At 43.5% G+C, this 24,785-nt stretch carries 22 protein-coding genes; 8 read left to right on the forward strand and 14 right to left on the reverse strand.

The window, feature by feature from the left end:
- Together R7P72_RS17620 and R7P72_RS17625 are read left to right on the forward strand one after the other, a co-directional pair.
- Nucleotides 1-1,167, forward strand: a complete 1,167-nt coding sequence (locus R7P72_RS17620) for an ABC transporter permease (protein ID WP_031778953.1) — start codon at nt 1-3, stop codon at nt 1,165-1,167.
- Nucleotides 1,164-2,315 carry an ABC transporter permease gene (locus R7P72_RS17625; RefSeq protein WP_285437664.1) on the forward strand — a complete coding sequence of 384 codons (1,152 nt, stop codon included), beginning with the start codon at nt 1,164-1,166 and terminating at the stop codon, nt 2,313-2,315. Before R7P72_RS17620 ends, R7P72_RS17625 begins: the two co-directional genes overlap by 4 nt.
- A gap of 287 nt (nt 2,316-2,602) precedes the next feature.
- On the opposite strand, the gene R7P72_RS17630 is transcribed toward R7P72_RS17625, so the two are convergent.
- The 6 genes from R7P72_RS17630 to aspT all read right to left on the reverse strand — a co-directional run bounded on the left by R7P72_RS17630 (nt 2,603) and on the right by aspT (nt 9,869).
- Nucleotides 2,603-3,511 (reverse strand): LysR family transcriptional regulator, encoded by a 909-nt coding sequence (locus R7P72_RS17630; protein WP_005377119.1) that lies wholly within the window; start codon nt 3,509-3,511, stop codon nt 2,603-2,605.
- A 142-nt stretch (nt 3,512-3,653) separates the two neighbouring features.
- Nucleotides 3,654-4,082, reverse strand: a complete 429-nt coding sequence (locus R7P72_RS17635; protein WP_005377111.1) for a hypothetical protein — start codon at nt 4,080-4,082, stop codon at nt 3,654-3,656.
- Nucleotides 4,083-4,099: 17 nt separating this feature from the next.
- Nucleotides 4,100-5,269 (reverse strand): patatin-like phospholipase family protein, encoded by a 1,170-nt coding sequence (locus R7P72_RS17640; protein WP_005377110.1) that lies wholly within the window; start codon nt 5,267-5,269, stop codon nt 4,100-4,102.
- 210 nt (nt 5,270-5,479) lie between these two features.
- On the reverse strand, nt 5,480-6,337 hold the full coding sequence (pdxY, locus tag R7P72_RS17645; RefSeq protein ID WP_005377109.1) for a pyridoxal kinase PdxY: 858 nt from the start codon (nt 6,335-6,337) through the stop codon (nt 5,480-5,482).
- A gap of 125 nt (nt 6,338-6,462) precedes the next feature.
- Entirely contained in the window at nt 6,463-8,058 is a 1,596-nt protein-coding gene (locus tag R7P72_RS17650) for a bifunctional aspartate transaminase/aspartate 4-decarboxylase (protein WP_053350320.1), read from the reverse strand.
- A 95-nt stretch (nt 8,059-8,153) separates the two neighbouring features.
- Nucleotides 8,154-9,869 (reverse strand): aspartate-alanine antiporter, encoded by a 1,716-nt coding sequence (aspT, locus tag R7P72_RS17655; protein WP_005377107.1) that lies wholly within the window; start codon nt 9,867-9,869, stop codon nt 8,154-8,156.
- Nucleotides 9,870-10,295: 426 nt separating this feature from the next.
- Between aspT and R7P72_RS17660 the strand changes: the two genes are divergently transcribed.
- The 6 genes from R7P72_RS17660 (at nt 10,296) to R7P72_RS17685 (ending at nt 18,511) form a co-directional block, all read left to right on the forward strand.
- Complete coding sequence (locus R7P72_RS17660) at nt 10,296-10,508, forward strand: DUF1656 domain-containing protein (RefSeq protein ID WP_005377106.1); 213 nt, start codon at nt 10,296-10,298, stop codon at nt 10,506-10,508.
- A 10-nt stretch (nt 10,509-10,518) separates the two neighbouring features.
- A complete protein-coding gene (locus R7P72_RS17665) occupies nt 10,519-11,382 on the forward strand; it encodes an HlyD family secretion protein (protein ID WP_005377105.1) in 864 nt (287 codons plus the stop codon).
- Between the two features lie 13 nt (nt 11,383-11,395).
- Nucleotides 11,396-12,751, forward strand: coding sequence for an FUSC family protein (locus R7P72_RS17670; RefSeq protein ID WP_005377104.1), 1,356 nt, complete (start codon nt 11,396-11,398; stop codon nt 12,749-12,751).
- Between the two features lie 301 nt (nt 12,752-13,052).
- Complete coding sequence (locus R7P72_RS17675) at nt 13,053-14,708, forward strand: hypothetical protein (protein ID WP_005377103.1); 1,656 nt, start codon at nt 13,053-13,055, stop codon at nt 14,706-14,708.
- A gap of 210 nt (nt 14,709-14,918) precedes the next feature.
- Nucleotides 14,919-16,958, forward strand: a complete 2,040-nt coding sequence (locus tag R7P72_RS17680; protein ID WP_005377102.1) for a carboxylesterase family protein — start codon at nt 14,919-14,921, stop codon at nt 16,956-16,958.
- 101 nt (nt 16,959-17,059) lie between these two features.
- On the forward strand, nt 17,060-18,511 hold the full coding sequence (locus R7P72_RS17685; protein ID WP_318110736.1) for a phospholipase D family protein: 1,452 nt from the start codon (nt 17,060-17,062) through the stop codon (nt 18,509-18,511).
- A gap of 57 nt (nt 18,512-18,568) precedes the next feature.
- On the opposite strand, the gene R7P72_RS17690 is transcribed toward R7P72_RS17685, so the two are convergent.
- The 8 genes from R7P72_RS17690 to R7P72_RS17725 all read right to left on the reverse strand — a co-directional run bounded on the left by R7P72_RS17690 (nt 18,569) and on the right by R7P72_RS17725 (nt 24,783).
- A complete protein-coding gene (locus R7P72_RS17690; protein WP_238972253.1) occupies nt 18,569-20,275 on the reverse strand; it encodes an autotransporter assembly complex protein TamA in 1,707 nt (568 codons plus the stop codon).
- Nucleotides 20,276-20,562: 287 nt separating this feature from the next.
- Nucleotides 20,563-21,027: a DUF2846 domain-containing protein gene (locus R7P72_RS17695; protein ID WP_005377099.1), complete on the reverse strand. Its 465-nt coding sequence runs from the start codon at nt 21,025-21,027 to the stop codon at nt 20,563-20,565.
- Between the two features lie 169 nt (nt 21,028-21,196).
- Nucleotides 21,197-21,823, reverse strand: coding sequence for a LysE family translocator (locus R7P72_RS17700; RefSeq protein WP_005377098.1), 627 nt, complete (start codon nt 21,821-21,823; stop codon nt 21,197-21,199).
- A 327-nt stretch (nt 21,824-22,150) separates the two neighbouring features.
- Nucleotides 22,151-22,777, reverse strand: a complete 627-nt coding sequence (locus R7P72_RS17705) for a LysE family translocator (protein ID WP_005377097.1) — start codon at nt 22,775-22,777, stop codon at nt 22,151-22,153.
- Between the two features lie 129 nt (nt 22,778-22,906).
- Nucleotides 22,907-23,260 carry a DUF1428 domain-containing protein gene (locus R7P72_RS17710; protein WP_005377096.1) on the reverse strand — a complete coding sequence of 118 codons (354 nt, stop codon included), beginning with the start codon at nt 23,258-23,260 and terminating at the stop codon, nt 22,907-22,909.
- Between the two features lie 97 nt (nt 23,261-23,357).
- Entirely contained in the window at nt 23,358-23,963 is a 606-nt protein-coding gene (locus R7P72_RS17715; protein ID WP_005377094.1) for a hypothetical protein, read from the reverse strand.
- A gap of 92 nt (nt 23,964-24,055) precedes the next feature.
- A complete protein-coding gene (locus R7P72_RS17720) occupies nt 24,056-24,352 on the reverse strand; it encodes an antibiotic biosynthesis monooxygenase family protein (RefSeq protein WP_005377084.1) in 297 nt (98 codons plus the stop codon).
- 143 nt (nt 24,353-24,495) lie between these two features.
- Entirely contained in the window at nt 24,496-24,783 is a 288-nt protein-coding gene (locus R7P72_RS17725) for a putative quinol monooxygenase (RefSeq protein WP_005377083.1), read from the reverse strand.
- Nucleotides 24,784-24,785: the final 2 nt, after the last annotated feature.

The raw sequence follows: 24,785 nt of genomic DNA on the forward strand, positions 1-24,785 counted from the left end.
ATGACGATTAAGATTTCACAGCGGCATATCTTACGACGAGACAAGTGGTTGCTTTCGTGCCTTACTTGGATACCGATTTTGCTCGCGCTGATGATTTGGGGAGTGTTCTCTGCGGGCATTGCCCGGGATCTGCCAATCGGTGTGGTTGATCTACAACATTCCCAACTTTCTCGAAAGCTCATTCAATCTTTGGATGCGTCGTCGAGTCTGGCTGTTAACTATCATTACGCCAGTGCAAGCGAAGCAAAAAATGCGATGATTGAAGGCGATATCTACGCTTACGCGGTCATCCCATCTAAGTTCGACCAAGATATTCTCCAGCACCGCCAACCTCAACTTTCTGTCTTTTACAACAGTCAGTACATTTTGGTAGCGAAACTGATCAACTCTGCCGTTGCGCAAGCACAAGGCTATTTCGACGCTCAGGTTGAAGTAATGGGCAACTTGGCTAAGGGTAACACCACAACGTTAGCAGCGGCTGGACAGGCTGTACCCGTGTCGACACAAATAACCGCATTATTTAACCGTAACAATAACTACGCACAATTTTTGGTAACGGCTATCGTGCCAGCCATTTGGCAAATATGTATTGTAGTAAGCACTATTTTGATTCTTGCCGCGCACTTTCGCATTTATGGTGGAAAGAATAGCTTTGCATTTTTGGGCGAAAAGCCATACGCCAGGCTCACTACCCTATTAAGTCAGTACATTCCGGTCTTTATGGCGCAAGGTGCGTTGTTCTTGTACTGGTTTTATTCCGTGCTTGATTGGCCAATGGAAGGCAGTTTTGTGGTTATGCTATTAGCACAATTGGCGACGGTTATCGCCTGTATCATTATGGGAGCGTTGTTCTTCTTCTTGTCGATGGATCCTGCACGTGCGATGAGTTTTGCTGGCGCATTTACGGCTCCAAGCTTCGCGTTCATGGGAATTACATTCCCAGTTTCTGACATGAACACGCTCGCTTATGCATGGCGTTCATTATTGCCGATTACCCATTACATTGAAGTACAAGTGAGTCAAGCAAGCTATGGAGCATCGGCCGCACAATCTTTAAGCTCGCTATGGCCTATGATTGGTTACGTTGTGCCCCTGCTCATTACCGCAGCCTTGATGGGTAAACATCGAACAGCTTCATCAACACGCCAAGCGAAGGAGGCGGTATGACATTGTGGCAACTGATTAAAGCGGAACTTAAGGCCGTTCTAACCAATCCAGTCGTTACGTTGACCGTGTTTGGTGGTGTCGTATTTTACTCGTTTTTATACCCTTTGCCTTATGCACAACAAACGCCTCGTGAACAACCAATCGCGATTGTTAATCTAGATGGTAGTCAGACGAGTTTAAAGCTAGAACGTATGGTTGATGCCACTCCGCAAATCAACGTAGTCACTCGACTTCATACGATTGCCGATGCAAAGCAAGCATTTTTACAACGAGAGATCACCGGTTTTTTAGTCATACCAGAACACTTTTACAAAGACCTAATGCTAGGTAAAAGCCCGACTCTGGTCTACGCTGCGGACGCCTCGTATTTTCTCGTGTACGGAACCGTGGTAGAAGGATTGGCCCAAGCTGGAGGCACATTAGGGGCCCAAGTGAAAGTCAGTAAAATGGTGATAGATGGTGTGCCCATGAGTATGGCTAGCCATAATTACTCTGCTATTAAGCTTAATATGAAACCAACGTTCAACCCAACCATGGGTTACATCGAATACGTAGTGCCGGCAGTATTTGTTCTGATTTTACAACAAACGTTGATCATGGCGGTTGGATTACAAACGGGAACACAGCGTCATGGTCGTGGCTATTGGTCACAAGTATCAACGGGATCGCTGCTGCTTGTGAGAACGTTAGTATTTGTGGCAATTTATTATTTACTCGGCGCCTATTATTTTGGTTTTAGCTTCGAACGTTTAAACGTAAACCATATCGCCAATGCGGGCGAATTGCTGGCTATGTTGTTCCCGTTCTTTTTAGGTTGTTGCGGACTAGGCTTCTGGCTAGGTTACTTATTACCTCGGCGTGAACTTGTCACCTTAGTCGTCTTAGTGAGCTCTATGCCGCTCATTTTCTTGGCTGGTTTTATTTGGCCAATTGAAGCCATACCTACTCCCTTATTATGGATTGCTGATTTAAGCCCAAGCACTTGGGCGATAAAAGCTTTCTTAGCGCTAAACCAAATGGGGGCAACCTGGCAACAAGTCGCTCCACATTGGACGGCGCTTTGGGCACTCACCGTGCTTTGGGGTAGCGTTGCGTACTGGATTGCTAAGCGAAGTAACAAGCCAGTTGTAACAGAGAGCTTGGGGTGACAGCTGACATTTTTTATTACTATAAAAAAAGCCGGGTAACTAAACCCGGCTGAAAATCTGCGTCCTTGCAGCGGACATATGGTAAAAACACTTTTTGCTCTGGGCTTACCCATTGAGCGAGGTTAGATTAAGCCAAAAACTATGGACTCCATACTCTCATATAGAGGGTTATATCCTTCCAATAGACATTAGCTCTTCGCTAGAACGATAACGTTTTTCAGACACAAAAAAACAAGACTCACATTGAGTCTTGTTGTTGATAGGGATGAGCAGGATACATGTCGCCGCTAAGTCATATCACGGATTATTTTCTCTCGGTATTCTGTAACGACCTTCATGATTGAATTTTTTACATCACCGACTTGCTTAGAGGGTTGGCACCATAGGCCAAAACCAAACTTAAAACCTTCCAATAATTCAGAAGCTTCCACTGGCTCTATATGATTATTAGAAAACTCCGAATGGGCAAACGTTCTGGGGAGAATCGCCCATCCTAAACCTGCTTCAACCATTTTCACTACAAGGGCCAATTGGTCGACCTCTTCATGGTTCGAACTTACGATGACTTTTTCGCCCATTCCCTCTTCAATAAGAGACCGCAGTACAAATTGTTTACTATTCCTCAAGGCTGTCAATACTCGATCTGGTGCCATAGAAGCGAGTTCACCACCTTTCTGGACGAAAGGAACAAATTCAAAATGACCTAAAAACGTCGCATCCAGACTATGTATTGCTCGACTATCATGCACATTGACAATACCGAATTGATACTCACCATTCTGTAAACCCTCTTTAATTTCGTTGCGATTACGAACAAGAAAGTTAACTCGCATCATCGGAAAATCTGCCGCTAATTGAATACGAAGCAATACGAGAAAACGGTGTGGTATAGCGCTTGAATAGGCGATACTAACATTCTCTAACCCACCGTAAGCCAGACTTAATGCGACTTTATCGAAAGTACGTGCTTGTTCGATGGTTTGCTTAGCATAGTGGTAAAGAAGATGACCATCTTCTGTCGGTTCTACCGAGCGCCCCACTCGCTCAAACAGGTTGACCGCCAGTTGATCTTCAAGATTGGTAATCACCTGCCCTATTGTGGTTCGGTGCTTATTGAGTTTGACCGCCGCCTTACTAAACGAAAGCTGTTCATAAACGGTTACGAACGCGAGAAGTTGTTCAAAACTAAAATTCATAGGTTGTGCTTACTTTTTAGAGTTATCTAATTAAATTACCACAAGATCGTAGAATTGCTACTTGGTAACGGAAACAATCTGCGTTTGAATTCCTTCTCGACGACACAAAAAAACCTACTAGCTTCAGTAGGTTTTCTCTCACTTAGTTGTACTCAACGACACGAGCTAAATAGTTGAATTCTCCTGAGTCACCATAGTAATCACGGTAGACATCGACACTGAAATATTTAGGTTGATCAGCGTAAATGTGGTCAACGACTTTTTGCTCAAGTGACTCCAACGTTTCACCGACCTGAGAGTACACGAACTGCTTGTTAACTTTTTCCAATTTACGTTTTTTCGCTTCTTTGTGTGACACATAGTTGTTGATCTCTTCCCACTTTCCCACGAACTCGACCGCCACGTAACTCGAGTTCTCGTCAATCATGATAAAGGCTGCACCTTCTTCTTTGATTGCAGACAGTTGCTGCATATCACTATCCACTTTTTGCTGGTCAAGATGGGCTCCACTTTGGGCGAATGCAGTCGCGGAAGCGGTAAGCATCATGAGTGTAAGAACGGCTTTTTTCATTGTATCGTTTTCCTGTATTAAGGGAGTTCAGTTACCCAAAGTTGCCCTTGGGTGGCTTTTTTGAATCCATATTCGTAAATCGTCAGCAAGTAGCGGTGATCGAACATATCTTTCGTTACTTTGGCGTATCTAAAATCTTGATCAATGTAGGTAAACTGCATCTCGATATCGTTGATTTCACTGATGTATTTCATTCGATAGAGATCACCACGAGTTTGCGCTAGCGTAAGGTTTGAGACACTTTTCGATACCAAGTCCAAACCTTTGTCTTTTAGTGGACGATACGGCGCTTTTAACGCACCATTGCGAATCACATCCAACTGAGGCGCTTTTTCTAACCCCAAAGCATCTGAGATTTGTTGATAGTTGAAGTTAGACGGATTAAAGAACACCTGCGCTGCGAGACCACCATCTACGTGTAACTCCTCAAGAGTTTCTCCATCATGTTCAACATCGATAAATTGTGGAGGGAAAACACCAGGGATCGATGCGCTCGCAGCAAGCACCTTGTAAATCAGTTCAGATTTGTCCGCTAAATCACTGTTCGCAATCGCACCAATATTCCAAATCACCAGTTCGCCTGAATCAAAATGGGTACTGCCAATAAAGAGGCGTTTACCATTGCGGTGTTGCTGCGCCATCGCCTCGATCATGGGCTCAGGGTAAGCGTCTGCGATGAAATCATAGAGGTTCTCACCATCGGTAAACGCGTCCTTAAACAGGGTATTTAAGAAGTTCTTCTTACCCAAAATATTCTTATCATTGATGTTGAGCATGACTTCTTTCATCTTTGGCATCGCATCACCGCCAATGAAAACAAAAGGAGCGATTAGGGCACCAGCACTGACTCCAGTAATGATGGCATAATCTTTTAGCTCCCCCTTTTCCTGTAGCCCCATCAAAACGCCGGCCCCGTATGCGCCGTTTACGCCACCACCCGATAAGGCCAAAATATTGAGCTGGTCACCCTCTACTTTGATCGGTGTGGTTTGATTGTGCGCTGAGTAGAGAAAATCCGGCGCTTCATTGGCCCACATTCGAAGTGGCTCATTTGGTGTCGAACTCGCGATCTCGACATCTTTATAGTTGCTTTGAGAAACACGAACATCCAGCGTATGAGGTGAACTACAAGCTACCATCAACAGCGAAAGTGCAACCGTCACACCAGAGGAAATTAAACGATTCATAATCAGTCTCATTTAATGTTCTCTGGCGTATGACCAGAGACTCAGTTTGAAGTTAATTGGGTCAAAATGAAGTCCGTTTCGTTGTGTGGAGTTACTATAGCTAGGCACGGCTAAACCCCATAATCGCGATTGTAGGATGCTATCCATCAAAGCAATTATGCCAAGTTTCTATATGCTAACTTTACGCTTCTCCGTTAATTAGGTACTGCGCTAAGCAATTTTCACGACGTTGAACTCATGCGTCGGTTCGACAAATTCGTATTGGGCATTGATCGTCTGTAGCTCCCATGTGCCATAGCCTTTGGTGATCTCCAATACACCGTAAACGGCGTTATGTGTATGACGAAAGGCTGCGACAGGAGACATCTTCTTCACCAAACAAGAAGTAAAAATCGCAGAAATCAAATCACCGACACCGACTGGCTGCATAGCAAATTCAACACTAGGGCGTTGGGCCAAATAGCTTGCTTTCGGCGTGGCTAAAATCATACTGAAGGCGTCATCTGTTAGTGCATGCAGGTGTTTCACCAATACCATTTTCGGTCCCAGCTCTAGGGCTTTTTTACATGCAGTGACCGCATCATAAAGAGAGTCAATTTTCACACCTGTTAACTCGCTCAGTTCAAACTGGTTAGGAACAATCACATCAGCGATGGGCAACAAGCTATGGCTTATCGCTTCTTTGACACCGTCTGCCACAATGCAACCTTTGTCTGGATCACCCATAACTGGGTCACACACATAAAGCGCGCTGTGGTTACGCGATTTGACTAAACTTACCGCTTCGGCCACCGCTCGACATTGCTCTGCGCTGCCTTGATAACCGGACAGTATCGCGCCACATTCGCCTAACTTCTCAATGTTATCTAAGCCTCTCATTAGAGAATGAATTTCATCTGCCCCAAACTTCTGTCCAGTCCAACCTTGCTGGTACTGAGTGTGATTTGAAAACTGAACCGTGTGAATTGGCCATACTTCGAGGCCCATTCTCTGCATTGGGAAGACTGCAGAACTGTTTCCGGCGTGGCCATAAACCACATGAGATTGAATAGAAATAATGCTTTTCATAAGTCACTCTTAATAGGGAAGTTTGTTAGCTTGGCGACTAAATAAACACAATGCCGCGCACTGTGCTTATTTGGTCGGAATAGCCTCGACAACGCCGAGGCTTATTCTTAATCAGGCTGGATTCATTAGCCTTTGAATTCAGCAAAGTACTCATCCAACACTTTGCGTGTTGCACGACCGATAAGCTCGTATTCGTGGTGAGTAAGGTTTGCTAGCGAAACTCGAACTGATGCATGCACTACATCGAAGCCTTGGCCTGGAAGTAGGATAACGCCGGTTTCATGTGCAAGGCGGAACAGGAAGTCTTTGCCCTTCTCGCTCGCTTTGAACCATTCAACGAATGCTGGTCCGTACAATTTGCCGCCCAGAGTGTCGAGCTCAAGCAGTGTGTAGTAGTCCACACGATCTTTGTTTTCTTCAATTTCTACACCCATGTTTTTGTACAGAGTTTTGTAACGCTCGCGAATGATGCGTTTACATGCTTCTTTGTAGTTTTTCTCTGAGTCCATCAGACAATTCAATGAGAACAGCGCCATTTGAACTTGTTGAGGAAGCGACAAACCTGCTGTGTGGTTAAGCGCTACGCTACGGCTGTCGGCAACGATACGGTCAATAAACTTGATCTCACGAGGTTCCGGAGTCAGCGTTTTGTAACGATCGTCCAACTCAAGTTGACGCACTTCAGGAAGGCTACGCATTGCATCGTCAAACACGTTGTTGTGTTGAATCGCAATCGAGCCTAAACGCCAGCCTGTTGCACCGAAGTACTTAGAGAACGAATACACACAAAGCGTGTTGTATGGCAGTTTTGCAAACAGTGAGACAAAGTCGTCCGCAAATGTGCCGTATACATCGTCAGTCACAATGAATAGGTCGCTACGTTCGTTGTTCACAAAATTTGATAGGTTATCCAGAGTCTCATCCGAGAACTTCACAGACGCTGGGTTTGCCGGGTTAACAACACAAAGCAGTTTGATGCCTGTATCTGCAAGCTTTTCGATTTCAGACATCGGCAGTTGCCATGTTGTCTCATCCAGACGTAGTTCAACGATTTCCAGTTCGTATTCACTCAGTTCTGGAATCTCTAGGTAAGGCGTAAAGATTGGAGTGATTAGCGCAACCTTGTCACCTTTCTTCAATAGACCGTTGTTGAACATAGTTTGGAAGGTGTACGTCATAGACGCCGTACCGCCTTCCGTTGCAAACAGATCGAAGTCTGTTGTCATTGGCATTGGGCCGTACATCTCTTCTGCAATGTATTGCTTCACAACGGTTTCGATGTTCGTCAACATACGTGGTGGCACTGGGTAGTTACATGCAAGGTATGCGTTAACCAGTTCATTCAAGAATGCTTGTTTCTCTAGACCCAAACGGTCTTTTGCGTAGCTCAGCGACTTTTCCAAGAACTGTACGCCTTGGTCTTGTTTATTCTTGCTTGCAAACGTATCGAAGCGTTCAACAATGCCCACACCATCTGGAATGCCACCGAAACCACCATCTAGGTATGAATAAGTGCGCTCGGCTTCCAATATTGCGAACTCACCCAAACGAATGAACGCTTTACGTGGTAGTGTCGCAAGAAAATTAGGATTACCACGACCTGCATCTAATAACGCGCGGTCAGGAACAGTTTGTGCCACTTCAATTAGTTTATCTTTTAATTCAAATGGGCTTAAATCTGCAAATTTTGAAAAATCAATTGTTGTGTTTTGCGTAGTCATAATATTTACCTGAATCTATTATTTAGTAAAATTTGGATAATACTTCCCCTACCGCCTATTTAATTAGGCGATAAGCGTGTTCGAATTTATTTAAATTACATGCCTGCGTTTAAAGTAATAATGCCGACAATAATTGGACCCCATAGGGTAAGCAGGACATTGGCGACTGCATAAGTCACAGTGAATGAGAATACTGGCGTTGCGTTACCTGTTTTTTCCATTAAAGCCGCGAATGCTGGGTTCGCACTTCGTCCACCTGTCACACAGCCAAGTGCTTCAACCGGGTTCTTAATCTTCAATACAAAATATGAGAAGAAGAACGAAATAATCTGAGGGATAATCGTTACACCCATGCCAAGGAACAACAGAGACATACCGTGTTCTTTGATGGTGTCGACCGCTTGAGGCCCAGCCTCAAGGCCAACAATGCCTACAAATGCTGCCAAACCGAAATCTCGAATAAAGTTCGCGGCACCCACAGGAAACTGAGCAACATGCGGATTGCGGCTACGCAACCAACCGACGATCAAACCTGAGATCAAACAACCTGCACCAGAACCGATAGTGACGGGAATACCAGCAATCTTAAAACTGATTAGACCAATTAATAGGCCCACCACCATGCCCATACCAAGCACGATTAAGTCAGTCACGTTTGCTGAGCCCATTCGCTGACCAATGTTTTTCTCAACGCGATTGATATCTTTTGCGGTACCTGTAAGCTGGATGACGTCGTTTTTCTTCACCACAAGATCCGGCGTCATTTCAATTGAGTTGCCTTCACGAATATAGTCTGTCACATAAATACCGCGCATAGAGCCTTGGTTCGAAGCCTCTTTAATCTCTTGCAGCGACTTACCAATCAGTTTGCGGTTGTCTGCGATCAGTTGACGGTTTTCTTCAATAACTTCATAGCCTTCTGGAAGTGCAATCTCGTTGTCAGCCAAACCATCTTGCAGCTTATGTACCGCATTACGACGACCAGTTACAACAATGACATCCCCTTCTTTCAGTGCTGTGAATTTGTCCACTTCTAGCACTTTGCCATCACGTTGAATCAATTCAATACAAGCAGCTAGAGCGTGTTGGTTTAACTGAGCTAAGGTTTTGCCTGCTAGCCCACCATCTTTGCTCACTTTAAATGCTCGTGTAACCAGCGCTGTGATAGCGTTGAACTCACCCGGCGCTAAATCACGCTTACCATTTGAATTTTTCTCTTCTAGCGCAATCGCTTCTGCTCGGATATCCCACTTCATCAGTGTTGGGAATACCCATGTCACCATCAGAATTGGACCAAGCGAACCAAAGATGTACGTAACCGCGTAGCCTACTGCGACGTTGGTCTGCATTAGGTGCTTCGCTTCTTCTGTCACACCACCAAGACGTGCGATCGCATCACCCGCTGTACCGATGATTGCCGATTGAGTCAAACCACCAGCTGCAAGGCCTGCTGCCGTACCTCTGTCTAGATCAAACATCCAAGCTGCTGCTAGTACACAAAGCAGGCCAGAAACCGTCATCACTACAGCAGAAAGTAGAATGTTGATGGTTCTAAAGTTCAATGCTTTAAAGAACTGCGCACCACCTTGATACCCTACTGCGTAAATAAAGAGCGCAAAGAAAATGCTTTTTACGCCGGGATCAATATGAACACCAAATTGCCCAATAATTACACCCATTAATAATGTTCCCGCAACACCGCCAAGAACAAATCGACCAATGGTAATTTTACCTACCATATAACCGAGAGAGAGCGTAATAAAGAGAGCAACAAATGGTGCCATGTCAAAAAGGTTAGAAATAATTTCCATGACAATTTTACTCTTACTAATAAATATAAACCTCAAATAATCTAACGAATAATCTGTCACTCATATTTGTTGGATTATTTAATTTAAAAAGCATCTCGTTTGCTTCGAAGCGAATATTAGAAACAAAACCTCACAACTCGTAATCCCATTTGAAGGATGAAACCATCACTTCGCATATTCAAACGCAAACATTGAACAATAATTGTCGAAAATTTAATAACTTAGTGGTCTGAAATGAACATCAAATAAATTGGAAAATAAATTTATTTTTATTTTCACTGTCCAAAAAGCTACTTTGTTGCGCTATTCCCTCTATATAGCGCATAACACCTTTCTCTTGATGGATTAGATCCTACAAAAGCGATTATCACTGATGCCATCACTTGCCTTATCTTTACATTCATCAAGTTAATAGAGAAAAACACCATGAACTCAATGCCACATGAACTTGTGTGGGGCGAAGTTTACTTCCCTCCCTTGTTGCTGGTTATTGCATTGGCTTACATGCTCACCATTTTGGTTGGAACCGTTGCAACAAAACTGGGACTCCACAAATACGTTGCATTTCCTGCGCTCGCTGAGCTAAGCCTAATTGTGATTTTTACTGGCGTTATTGGTCGATTCATTACCATATTTTGAGGCAAATTCCGTGATAAAACGTTATCTCATCACACTGCTATTACTGTGTTCCGCTGGCACCGTGATTTTCAGCTACTACCAATCATACTCTGACAACCCTTGGACTAGAGATGGCCAAGTTAGCGCGCACATCGTTTCTATAACCCCCCGCGTAACAGGACAAATCATCCAAGTCTACGTCGAAGACAATTCGCAAGTGAAACAAGGCGATTTGCTGTTTGAGATTGACCCAAGCATCTATAAAGCGGCGTACCACAAAGCGCTAGCAGCTCAAAAGCAAGCCATTGCATTACTAGCAAAGGCCAAAAATGAAGAGCAGCGAGCACTTAAGTTAGAAAAGCGCACACCTGGCGCTGTACCTGTACTGACATTGAATAACCTAGACAATGCGGTGGAGACAGCCGTTGCCAACGTAGAACTCGCGAAAGCCAATGTTGAAGAAGCCAAGCTAAACCTTGATTACACAAAAGTTTATGCGCCAACGAATGGTTATATCACTAATTTGAACTTACGCGTCGGCTCTCAAGTCGTCGCTAACTCCCCAGTCGTGGCTTTGATTGATGAAGACAGCTTTTGGATCGAAGGATATTTCAAAGAAACGGATTTAGTTGGCGTTGATCCACAAGATAAAGCCTACGTGACCTTAATGATGCACAATGAAGCTGTGCTGGAAGGCAAAATCAAAAGCATTGGCTACGGCATTGCGAAGCAAGATGGTAGTACTGGTAACGATCTTTTGCCCAATGTGAACCCTAACTTTCAGTGGATACGCTTAGCTCAACGCATTCCAATTAAAGTTAAATTAGATCACTTACCGAAAGATTTTCAACTACGTGTTGGTATGACGGCCTCTATCAAAATCATCAAACAATAATGCGGTGGAATGTATGTTTAATGCCTCAACCAAAGAAGCAATCAAAGCTGCGCTGTCTATCGTTATCGCGATCTGCCTTGCCTTATGGTTTCAATGGGAGAAACCGTATTGGGCAGCGATCGCAGTCGCGGTAATGGCATTAAATGAAAGCTTCGCTCACTCAATAAACAAAGGTCATAATCGCTTATTAGGAACCCTCCTTGGCATCGGTTATGCCTTTTTCCTCATCACGACGTTTTCTCAAGATCGCTTTTTGTTTCTCACCTTCTTCACCTTGTTTTTAGGTGCGTGCATTTTTATGTCGAGCGACGAAAAGTATGGTTATGTGTTCTCTATCGGTTTTGCTGTGTGCTCCATCATCGCATGTATGGGAGGATTTGATAGTCAAGCAACGTTCCACTTCGCTGTTCTTCGCATGCAAGAGACGATTCTTGGTGTGATCACGTTTTCTGTTGTGTACCGATTAGTCTGGCCAGTCAGTACAGAACAAAACTTCATTCAACGTTTTGAGACCAGCAGAGAGGCGATGCTTAACGCTATGAAATCGCCCAATGATATAGATATTGAAGCTCTTGAGACCAACAGCGCCAACATAGAAAAGTTGTTCCAACTGGTCGGCTTACCACTTACTGGCAGCTACCACTTGAAAGAACATCGTCAGCTATGGCGTGCGCGTTTAAATGAGATGGCACAAATCCAAGACCGATTGCTAGAACAAGCAGATAAATCGCAAAGTCGTGAGATCGATTGGCCAACGCTAACGCAGCAACTTCAAAGCTTTGATATTAGAAATCCAAGTACTTCGCTCATTGGTCACGTTGCTTGTGTCATGCAAAGAGAGAAAAACACAGTTTGGCATCACGAGCATCGAACGTTTATCCAGCATTTGAATGAAGACGGCAGAAAGGTATTGCAAGGTGTATCCATGTTCGTCACTTCTTTGTTGATCTGGATTTATCTGCCCGTACCCGGAGGTTTCATTTTTCCGATGCTAGCTGGCGTGTTCTCTTCAATCGTTCCTACTATGCCACCAAGCATTATTAAAGATGCATTTTTTGGTGTGATAGGCACTGGCACGGTGATTCTATTGCAATACATTTTCCTAATGCCAATGATGACCGAGCTTTGGCAGCTTGGGCTATTCTACTTCATCAACATCATCGTAATTTGGAAGATATTTTCCACACCAAAGCTGATGGTACACAGAATTCTAGGTATTAACTTATTGGTTGTCTTGACATCAGGAGCGCTCAATTTAACCCCAGCATATCGAATTGAAACGCCCTTGCTGATGCTGGTAAACATTATGATCATTTTGATGATTGCCAAGTTGTTTACTGATCTGTTTCGTGTTCGCGTTACGGTCTAAGCGTCACCTCCGTTCTTGAAACTAAAGCCCCGCATTGCTTTTGCTCTGCGGGGCTTGTTGCTTTGTTCACTACCCTATTCCTGCCTCACCCATAAAGCGAGGATAGTATCCATCAAAAGCGATTAACGGGATTTCTCTTCACCTCATAAAATCCTCTCATTGATTCACGAAATGCAATCGAAAACCATGCATTCACAACGTCAATCACAGCAAACATATCTATCTAACTGAACAAGAAGTTCAGTGACACATTAACTGTCTGAGTCTCGAAGGTTTGAGACTATTCAGAGTGGAAACTGTCATGAGTTTTTTTGAATTACGCGCCGGCAAGACGTCTTCTCTTACTGTGCTCGCGAGCGCACTAATGCTTACTACCCCCACTTTTGGCTTCGCCGCTGAAGAGACGACGACCTACAACGAAGTAATCGAGCAAGGCCGAGCGCTGTTCGACAAATACGGTATCAGTCATGATTTACCAAAACTGGCCATCAGCTCTCTAGTTCAAGGCGAGCATTTGGTAGAGCATGCCCACCGAAGTGTTAAAATCGGTGATAGCGTTCGCGATTCGTCCGTCTACTTGGTTAAGAACACCGATAACAAAGGCAACATTGATCTGCGTATCAAGTACAACCCTGAACAACTCGATGAAAATGAAAAAGTACTTGATGAGATCGAAGCTTTCACACGAACAGAATACCGCCTTCGAAACTACGCAGAGAGTTTTGATCCGTCATCAGTAAGAGCCAAAGAGGATCAGAACGGTAATGTGATCATCAGTTTTAATTACTCAAAATACGGTCTTCCTCAAGATATCGCCTACTTCCGCTTTTTAAGCGTTGATATTGAGTTGGTTAATGGTGAACCGAAACGTATGGTCATTACCAACGATAAACCGTTCACACATCACAACTACCAAGTGGATTCTTACGATCAAGAGATCCTCTTCCAGAAGTTAACATCAGGCAAAATTGCGATTGCCAGTAAAAACACCAAGATAGTTGGTTCAAAGAAAAATAACCCCCTCGAAATGATGAGCAGCGTAAAACCGGTAGCGATTTATGAAGATAAGCTTGGCGTGCAAGTACTAGACGAAAAACGCTTGAATGAGGTCTCTGATCCACGCATGCAAGAAGCCAGTGTTAAGCTAGACCGCGTTTTTCCTTTAATGGGTGATATGGTTCGTCGTCAAGGTATCGATTTGCCTCTGCCGTTTGGTGTATCGCTAGCGTATCGAAATCAAGATATGAATATTCCATTTAATGATTTCACGATTGAAGGCATCGGCCTTAATGAACTATTTGATCCCGAAGACAGTGTCGGCATCGTGAGTGCTGAGAGCATGACGCTTCGTGGCGATGTAAACATCCTGCCATTTTGGAATGTATTTGGTTACATCGGAAAAGTTAATGTCGATGCCAATGTTGATGCCGCCTACACGGGTGAAGGTGGCCAGTACATAAAAGATAAGCTGAACGATAAACTGCCAGGATTAGGTGATAAGTTTTGCGATGGTTTATCTGCACTTTGTAGTCGCGGACGCCTAGACGTGCCGCTGCATTTGGAATATGACCTTCGTGGTATAGGTACAACCCTTTCGGTTGGCTATAAAGAATTCTTTGCTTCTGTCACTGGTACCTATTCGCAAACTCGCTTAAAGGGCTTAGATGATTGGGGCGATGGTATTGTTACTGTACAGCCGATGTTGGGTTATCAACTTGTCGATTATCGCACGCAGTTCTTTGTCGGAGCAGAATATCAAGGACTGGACGCTCGAATGGACGGGCATGTAAAAAGCGGTGATATCGAATTCGATTACGACATTGGTGTAGATCTTAATCAATGGGCGTTTTTGACTGGTTTCAATAAGCAAATCGGCAAAAACTACAACCTGACCTTTCTCTATAACAAAGGGGAAACTCGAGAGTCAGTGACCTTAAATCTTGGTTACCGTTTCTAGCTCTCAGGAAGAGCCCGCCCCTATACGATGGTAGGACTGCATCCTACAAAGGCGATTACTGAAACTGTCGCCGATGTCCTACCATTTGAGCCATCAATTCAACAAGCCATCCAACCATTCACGGATTAATGCCAAAGCGTCAGGACGTCGCTTGTTAGATGCCGTTTAACATTTTCGGTGTACGCACCAAATGACTTTTTGGACATAACAATGACTTTACTCAATCGCTCAACTTTAGCCATTACCATCACTCTTGCCTTAGCGGCTTGTGGTGATGATTCAAGTAAACCTAGCGTTCCTTACGATCCGGAGCCATTACAACCGTTACCGCCAGAGCAAATCTCTTTGGAAATTGGTGATGCGACCATTCAAGCCACTAAAGAGTCCCTTGTCATCACACCCCTTGATGCGGATGAAAAACTGGCAGCGGTAGAGGCGTTCAAAGGTATCCAATTTGCGCAAGCAGACCGCTTTCAACACAGCATTGTGGCCCCACTTGAAGGCGATATTGATGCGACTCAGTTCGGTGATGCGTGTCCGCAGTTAAAAACCACCACACAAACGCAGTCAGAAGATTGTTTGAATCTAAACATTTGGCGACCAGCCGGGACAGAAGCGTACGCAGATTTGCCAGTTTATGTCTTTATTCACGGTGGAGACTTTGAATACGGCGCGGGCTCAGAACCGCTGATTCATGGTGATATGGTGGTTGCACAAGGTGCTGACGATGGTAACCCGTTTATTGCTGTTACTTTTAACTATCGTTTGGGCTTGCTGGGCAGTGTTTGGGTCGATGGTTTGGACAACCCTGAGGGCGGTAACTTTGGCCTAGGTGATCAAAAACACGCGCTTGAATGGGTTCAACAAAACATAGAGGCATTCGGCGGCAATCCGCAGAATGTGACACTCATGGGTCAAGGTGCGGGTGCCATGTCGGTAGGAATTTTACAGCAATCAAAAGGCGATGCTGCAATCGCAGGTGAGCACTTTCAACGTGCCATCATGCAAAGCAACGCTTACGGCTTTGAATATAAAAGTTACGATGTTGCCAAGAGCCAAAGACCAGAGCAAAGCGTTGAAGATCTGACGTTACTACCACTTGAAGAGGTTATGAAGGTACAGAGCGAGATGCTTGATCCTATTCAGCGTCTCAAAAACTGGGTACTGACCGCTGCGAATATTCCGGTTATCAGTCCAACACGCGACAACAGCCCATTAGCTACGTTGATGCCATTTGCGCCTTACATCGAGCATCGCCCACCAGCGTTTCTAGTGAAAGAAGTTCCAGGCTATCACTTTACTGAACAAGCGATTGAGAGTGAATGGATCGTACCGACGGTAATTGGCTCAAACAGTGCAGAAAGCAATACTCTAGGCATGCTGCCGAGCCTGACATTTTTGATCCCAACTATTATTGAAATCTTGAGCCAAGAAGCGCCAGAAATCATTGAAAGTGGTGACGAAAACTTAATCGTCGAATACATGGTGGAGTGGCTAGAATCGGAAACGAACTTAAACCGTTTACGCACCGAATATCGTTCATTACTCAACGATTCAGCTTCGATTGAACTCGATCTTTCTGACTTATTGGAACTGCTGCCTAGCACCGCTTATGAGACGATGACTAAGTTGTTCTTCGGTTTGGGGAACTCCGATTCAACAACGGAGTTACTTGCTCTGGCTGACTTCTTCCCCAACGATGAAAGCGAACTAAATGGTGCGACCAAAAACATGCAGCAATTCAAAACCACGTTGCATGATTTGCTCTTCACGGGTCCAAACCGTCATAAAGTTTCAACTGAAGAAGCAACAGGGGCAACGCCAAGCTTCTACTACTTTGACTACAAACCTGGATTCAACGTATGGACTTACAATACCAAAGGTGAAAATGGCGATCTCGACGTTGGCGATTTACTCAAAAGCATCAGTTGTATTGTCGGCGCTTGCAATGCATCGGAATTACCATTTGTGTTTAATAAAGCATTAAAGCTTGATGGTTCAAGTGTTCGTCCAGGTAGCAAAGACAAAGCAATGATGAACGAGCTCTCTCGTATGTGGTTTAGCGAACGTTTATTTGAAGACTTCCAATACAACAGCGCGACTGATCGAGTACTGCTGATCGATAACGATGGCGGTATTCAATCCACGCAAGACTGGGACAATGCTCATCACTCAGGCATCGATCCAAAACTGCGCCAAGGTCGCCTCAATGGTCTCGAGGAACTTGGGCTGATTCTGAGTCACATGTAACGTTATCTTCAGTCACTAAAAACTCGTTACCGAATACCTAAAAGCCAGTTCGCTGGCTTTTTTCATCCTTATTCCTTGAACATAATTAGGAAGGTTTACTCATGTTTCCTAACGCCATTCGTGCTCTGCTACTCTTTATCTTCGGCGCGCTGTTGGTTGGCTGTGCCCAGCCCTACCCTCAAGTTGAACCGGATTTTGAAGCCAATTGGCAAACTACTCAGCATCAAGCCGAAGTTTACTTAATTCCTACCGCTCCAGAAGCCTTTGCTCGTCGTGTTGAACTGGTAAGAAACGCTCAGCAAAGCATCGATATGACTTACTTTTCTTGGGAGAGTGACACGCTTGGTTTGATGCTACTCAATGAACTCAAACAAGCAGCAGATCGAGGCGTGCAAGTTCGACTCACTCTCGATGATTTATTGATTTTTAACGAGAAATGGCTTGCTGATCTCAGCGCTCACGACAACATTCAAATTCGTTTATTCAATCCGTTTGATTCACGTAAGTCAGGTTGGATTGGTCGCGTCGTCAACTTCTCTACTCACCAACAACGTTTGGACAATCGTCTGCACGAGAAGTACTTCAACGTCGACCATCAATGGATGATTCTAGGTGGACGTAACATTGGCGACGACTATTTTGGTTACAGCCGCAAAGCCAACTTCTTTGATAAGGATGTCTTGTTCAAAGGCAGCATTATTCGAGCGTTCGCCCAGAACTACCAACAACTTTGGGACAGCGAGCATGTCACGCCAATAGAAAACATCGTTAACGTTACCCCAAACTATTCCGCGTTTACTAAAGCGCTTAATAAAGGTGAGAAAGACAAAAGCATCATTCTGGCTGAAGTTGAAAAACAGGTTAAAAAACTGACCAGTCCCGACTTCATTGCTGCGCAAGTCACCCCCGTTTTCGACTCATTAGACAAGTTAGAAAACAACAAACCCTACTTTAGAAAACGGGCAGAACACCAAGTTTGGCAACAAACAACCACTGCATCCAAAGCAGTGATATCAACGCCTTACGTGGTACCGAGTGATGGTGAATTTGCCTTTATTGATACCTTGGTGGAGCAAAAAGCGGACATCACGTTAATGACGAACTCGTCTGCTTCTAATGATTCTGGCTTTATTCCGGCTTATTACGAGAAACATCGCCAAACCCTGTTGGATAAGGGCGTTCATATACTTGAGTACAAAAACCAAGCGAAAAATGATGACCATTACTTCCATGCGGATACTTATTATCACAACAAGACGGTGATACTCGATGATCGGCTAACTTATATCGGCTCATCAAACTTCGACCCAAGATCGGATTTCCTCAATGTGGAATTTGGTGTGTTGGTCCAAAGCGAAGCCTTTGCAGAACATGTCATGCACTACTTAACCCGACAAAAAGATGAACTGTTTTGGCGAGTATCTCGAGATGGACAAGGCCAAACTCAGTGGCAATCAATGAATGAAACCCATACTAAGAATCCAAACTATGGTGTATGGCATAAGGCGCCTAACTGGATATTCAAGAAACTGAATGGTGAGTTCGAACTCTAAACAATCAAGACTTAAAAGGCTCTCTATCTGCAAGGATGAGAGCCTTTTTAATGTCCGCTAAAACTGCGTGCCTAGCGAAAAGTGAACACGGAATTGGTCTCCTTGCGGAGCATCTAAACCGTAAGCAAAATCCACTTTGACGGGCACGTATTTTGAATTCCATATCAAACTCAGCCCTGTACCGCTTTTCCAATCCACCCTATCGTTGAAGGCATCACCAACATCATAGAATGCCCCAAGCCACAGTTGGCTGTAGACCTGATATTGATATTCCAACCCAGCAGTAAACATGTAACGAGCACCCGTTAAATCGCCATTTTCGTCTCTCGGAGAGATGGATTCATAACCATAACCACGAAGATTGCCATCACCTCCCGCAAAGAAACGTAATGATGATGGAATATCGCTCAAAGTGTCAGCGACATTAATACCGACATTGGAACGAAAGTGAAACTTGTGTTTTTCACTAATATCCCAAGACAGCACACTGTTGCCTTCAATACGCAGCAAACGAGAATCGGAGAAAAAATTAGGGTCTGAGTATTCCAATGAGTAAACGTGACGGTGCTTTACTTCTAATTGATCGTTCTTGCGATCAAGTAGTGAAAATGTCACCCCCGGAAATAACAACTGTGATTCGTTATTCTCCGACGCTTGTCGATAACTTTCTTGCAAATAACGAACGTGCATGGTGCTTTGCCAATCACTGTCTAACTGCCAGTGTTTTTCAAACGATAAACCATTGGAAAAACTCGATGTGTCTCGATAGTCGACATGCTTAGATTCAAACTGAATCCCGTAGTAATCCGTCAGGACATTTTGGGTGGGAATTTTGTAGCCAAGTAATAGCGATTGTTCCGGTTTGGAAGCGTACGCTTGTGCCTCAAAACTGTGTCCACGTGCGTTATACCAAGGCTTGGTCCAGTTTAGCGAAGCGCGTAATCCCAAGTCTGTCGAATACCCACCACCGACTTGCACAATATTGCGTGAACTCGGCTCTGCGAGCACTTCTATCGGCACCTTATGACCATCGGATATCGCCTCGAAATCCGCTTTCACAATCACACTGCGAAACCAATCAGTACTGGAGAGATCGGCCTGATATTGACTCAATTTCAAAGTATCAAAATCGTCGCCCCCCTCAAACGTTCTCATCGCTTCTATTCGTGCCGTTTCGATACCCGACGTAAGGACAGAGAGCTCTCCAAATTGGTAACGAGAACCACTAGAGAAATGCAGATTCACATGGGCTTGATTCAAGCTTGGAATGACTTCCAAAGACGATTCGATAAAACGCCCATCTAAGTAACCTTTTTGCTGAGCCAATGAAATCAAGTTTCGTTTTAGTGTGTCGTACTCAGAATGAAGCAACGGCTGCCCTTGTTTAAGTTGAGCTTGATTGATTAGTTCGATGAAATCCTGATCGTTACAGGCCTCCCCCGACACGGCAAGGTTAGATTTTGCCACCAACATCACCTCCCCAGCGTCGACCTCAAGCGTGATGAGATCATTCTCGGATCTCTGAACTCTGAGCTCGGAATGATAGTAGCCATAAGGGTTTAATGCGTTATTAACCACCTGCGTTAGTCGATTTGAGGTAATGTTTGAAACAGAGAGTTTCGTTAGTGGTGTAAGGTGATTTTCAAGATTTTTCTCTAATCTTGGCGTTAGTCCTTTGATTTTAAATTGCGCTCCGAGTACATGATGTAAAGGGATAGAAGCTAAAACTGATATACCTATTATTTGTTTAATGAGAGGAGACACACCGCTACCTAGTTTAGCAATACACTCGACAAGGTTAATGATGGAATGACATATCAGTTAATCGCGTATGTAGGATTGCTCCCTACGAAATCCTCTCGAGAATTAACGTTTCACAAGTAGATTCTTTGAACAATAAGTGGGCTCAAGCTAGGAGGTGGCAAATCATGCGGTCTGAAATAGGTATACTGTTTGCCAAAAATACAAAACCCAACGCTAAATGGATCTCATCAAGCGTTGGGTTACATTGATAATGTGTTTTTTAATCTAAAAAGCGTCTGTTAGTAAAACTAGATCGAAGAACAGTTTCCTTTTTCTGCCATGTCGACTTTTAGTACTTCTGCTTTACCTTTGCTTTCGTCTACGAGTTCTACGCCCGCACCACCAACAAATACACCCATTTTAATGTATTGATTAACGAAATAATTACGGCCCTCTTCCGTTAAGATAGTTAAGTGATTTTCAGAAAACTCAGACTCTGTACTTACTTGATGTTCTTTATTGCCTTCGACCTCATGGTAGAAGAATACACCAGGAGCGGTTTCACCAATACATTCCCCATCGACGTAAACATACTTTTTAAGTGCTGCTCCGACAAAAGCATCTTCTCGGTAAATGTAAATCCCTGCGTTCCCCTTTTGAGGTGCTTCAAATGATTTCATTTGATTTGATACTGTCGAATCAACAGTAGGAACAGAAGCACAACCTGACAAACCCAAAAGGAATGCGGAACACAGAATTACTTTATTTTTCATGTTATTAACCTAGCTACGATAAAATCGCGCCAACCATACTATAAATAAATACGTTCACTTATTGGTATTTTTGAAATTTGTGATTCAACCTATGCAATAGCACTCATTTAACGTATGGATTGAGCAAACATTAGCCATATAATAATCACGAGAATAAAATGCCCTGTATCTAACGATCACTAAATGCCACTTTACTCGCTAGACTGATAAGTAGAATACCTGAAACACCTTCAAGAGTTCTTGAATAACGCTGAGAGTGTGGACGACTAAATACCCAATTACCCACAGATGCGTACAAAACGTTACATGTCGTCGCAAGTACGCTGAACAGCAAGCCAAGTACTAATAATTGCATTGATGTTGAGCTTGCAGACGTATCAATAAATTGAGGCAGAAACGAGAGAAAGAATAGCGCTACTTTTGGATTCAAGACGCTGACGATAACCCCCTGAACAAACACATTTTTATTATTATCAACATTTTTGTTTTCAACGATTTTACTTTCTCCACGCCACATAGACAGTAATGACTGAACACCTAAATAAACTAGGTAAGCGGCCCCTAACCATTTAACAACGCTAAAAGCCAAAGATGAACTCAGAATTATTGCTGACAAACCTAAACATGCCGCTAGTGTATGAAAAAAGTAACCAACACCAAGCCCCAGAGCCGCTTTCAGCCCAGCAGATAATTTACCTTTCATTGTATTGGAAACAATATAAATTACATCAGGTCCAGGAATCATGTTGATAGCGAGACAAGCGACAACAAATAATAATAGTGAGTTTGAATCCATTCTTTTCTCCAAATTAACGTCTTGCGGGATAACATTTCATCGAACTACAAGTAATGCAACGTCCAGGTTTCAATTGGTTATATTTCGTATTAACAACACGTTACTAATACTACAGCACTGCGCGAAGAGCACAATCATGAACAGTGATACGAATTAAATTATGGGCCTTTGTTAGCCCTTTGAATGATAATATTTAGCATCATTTGGTTGTAAGCTTTTTCTAGCCAGCAGCTCTTATGGAAGTTAACAAATCGGCTACTTAGTATACTTAATAGACCGTCAAATCAGATAGATTATCTATTCTTATTTCTTCAAGCCTTTTGTGCTTCATTTTCCTGCCTCACTAAGCAGCAACTTAATACTTGCTACACCAAAAAATAACGCGAACACGCCTTCAAAAACTGCTTTGGATCTGAGATAGATTTGTCTGACCTTTTTATGCGCGAAAAGAAAAGCATAGCCAAAGAAAACCAAAGCACTAACCAGCCCCACAACAAAAATGACCGACAACAATTCCAACGGACTGGCCTTAGGAGGAACCCCTATCGAATAAAGCGCACCGAAAAACAGAATAGCCTTTGGGTTAGTTAAGTGAATTAACACTCCGGTTAAGTAGTTACCCTTCTTTGTCGTTACGTATGTTTTGGGTAACTTTAGCTGCTCGATGTTGCAGGCAGAATGTACAGACTTTAAAGCCAAATATAAAAGATAAAATGCCCCACAATATCTAAGAATTTCAAAAAGCCAAACATTGCTATAGAGTATGGTTGCGAGACCAAAAGCGGCTGAGGTTGACCAAAATAAAGACCCCGTTAAAACACCTGCAGCCAAATACCCACCAAAGCGCCGACCGTGGTTCATTGACGTGCCTGCTATCGCAAGAGTTGCAGGTCCGGGGCTAGCGATGGCAGCGATAGCTGATACGACAATCAGTGAATAATTTATCTCTTCCATTTTTACTCTAAGCCTCCAAATGGAGTTTTATCAACACTTATCGCGGAATACTCTATTGAACGTACATCAGAAGCGTAATACTGATTAAAACACCAAGTGTTACGAATCGAGTTGAGATTCTTTGGTATTTTACTGCTCCAAAATAACATCAAATCCGCCATAAATGAGACGCTTTCCATCAAAGGGCATTGGGTTATTGTCTGGACTCATTCGAGGATCAGCCATGATCCGCTGCCACCCTGAGTCCCGAACTTCTTTTGAAGGCCAGACTACCCACGAAAACACAACGGTTTCGTTGCTTTCAGCGTTAACTGCCATGGGAAATGATGTGATCTCACCATCTGGTACTTCACTCCCCCACGTCTCAACAACCTTTAAGGCCCCAAACTCCCTGAACATTTCTGCTGCTATTTTTGCGTGTGCGATATACTTTTCTTTATTCGCTGTCGGTACTGCAGCGACAAACCCATCAATGTATGACATAAGTAAACTCCTTTCATTGGAGTTATAACCATAGCTCAATAAAAAGAATGCACATGATGCCAAACCATAGAAACAGGTACGTAATACAGCTTGAGAGCTACATTCCTAGCTTGGACTTTATATGCATATTTGAAAGGTATGTGTTTGGATCAAGCTTGGTTAGCATATTTATAATCTCCAAAACACTCGAATACTCAATACGTTCCTCTTCAGCATGCCCGATCCCACCTATTGTAAAGTGAGTAAAGCGGTAATCACGATAAACGTTTTGCAGCTGGCTAGAAATATCTTTGAGTAATCTTTTACTGAGGGCGAATGCAGGGTATTCACTACTTTCTGAAAGCTCTGCTGTAGAGCCAATAGATACAATATTGCATTTATCGTTAAGTGAACCTAAAGCGTTAAGCTCATTGACTAAATTAAGATACCCAATCGGGCCAACATTCATAAACTCAATCAGTTCGCTTGTTGTCAATTCTGAAGACTCTCCCCACATCGACGCCAAATAAACGATGATGTCAAACTCTACACCTTTGAAGCACGTATAATCTGGTTTTTTACCGGGATCAACGTCAATACAAACAGAGGCGACTCCCCCCTCAACTAGCTTTGATCTAGAAATCGCATAAATTTCTGTACCCTGTAAGTTCGTAGCCAAGAACCTTCCTAGCCCTTTACTACCTCCAACGATTAAAATCTGCATAACCCTATTCCTTCGTTAAGGTTGTCTTTCATATTATCCGCCAAACTGTGCATTAGGCATCACTTTAACGTTTCTGTTGTTTGCTTCTAGCCCTACTTAGTTCTATCTTCAATTTCATCGAATGGTTCAACTGAAATACGCTCTGCAATTTCACTCATCTTCTTCATTTTTTCTGGGTTACTAGTTCCCCAAAACCGCTCCCAGTCTTCACGTGTTCGCCACTTGGCAATAGTTAAAACCTTTTCCGGTACATCGTAAGCACGAAGCATAAAACTACCAAGCGCCCCATCTACTGACTGATGAATTGAATCTGTCGTCGAACGCCATATATTTTGAAACTCATCCATTTTTTCACTTGGCACACGCCATTCATACACAACTCTAAACATAACACTTCCATTAAAATTTCTAGATTTAATACGGCAAAGTATCAGGAACACTAAGCCAGGTTAATAGATGAATAAAGCAACATAGTAGAGCGTAGAACAACCTAAAAAACAAAGCGTAAACGCTCTAAATCACTCCGATTCGATTAGTCATGCACACATTCAAAGATTTCGTATTGACGTTTAACATTGGCAGTTACTTTTCCCCAATGTGAGGCTTGAACTCTTTCCTGATGTTGCTTAAAAGAGGCTTTGTCGACGAACTCCTCATAGACATCAAAACGAAAAGGATTAGTCGAGCTTTGAGTCACAAGAAAAGTAAGGCAGCCCGGCTCTTCTAACGTGAGCCTTTTGTGAGTTATTAACGCATGTTTTACTAATTCTAAATCCTTTTCCGGAACTAAAATAAAGCCTTTCAATGTTACTTTCGACATAT

This window comes from Vibrio sp. Vb0888, from assembly GCF_033338835.1.
Taxonomy (GTDB): Bacteria; Pseudomonadota; Gammaproteobacteria; order Enterobacterales; family Vibrionaceae; genus Vibrio; species Vibrio alginolyticus.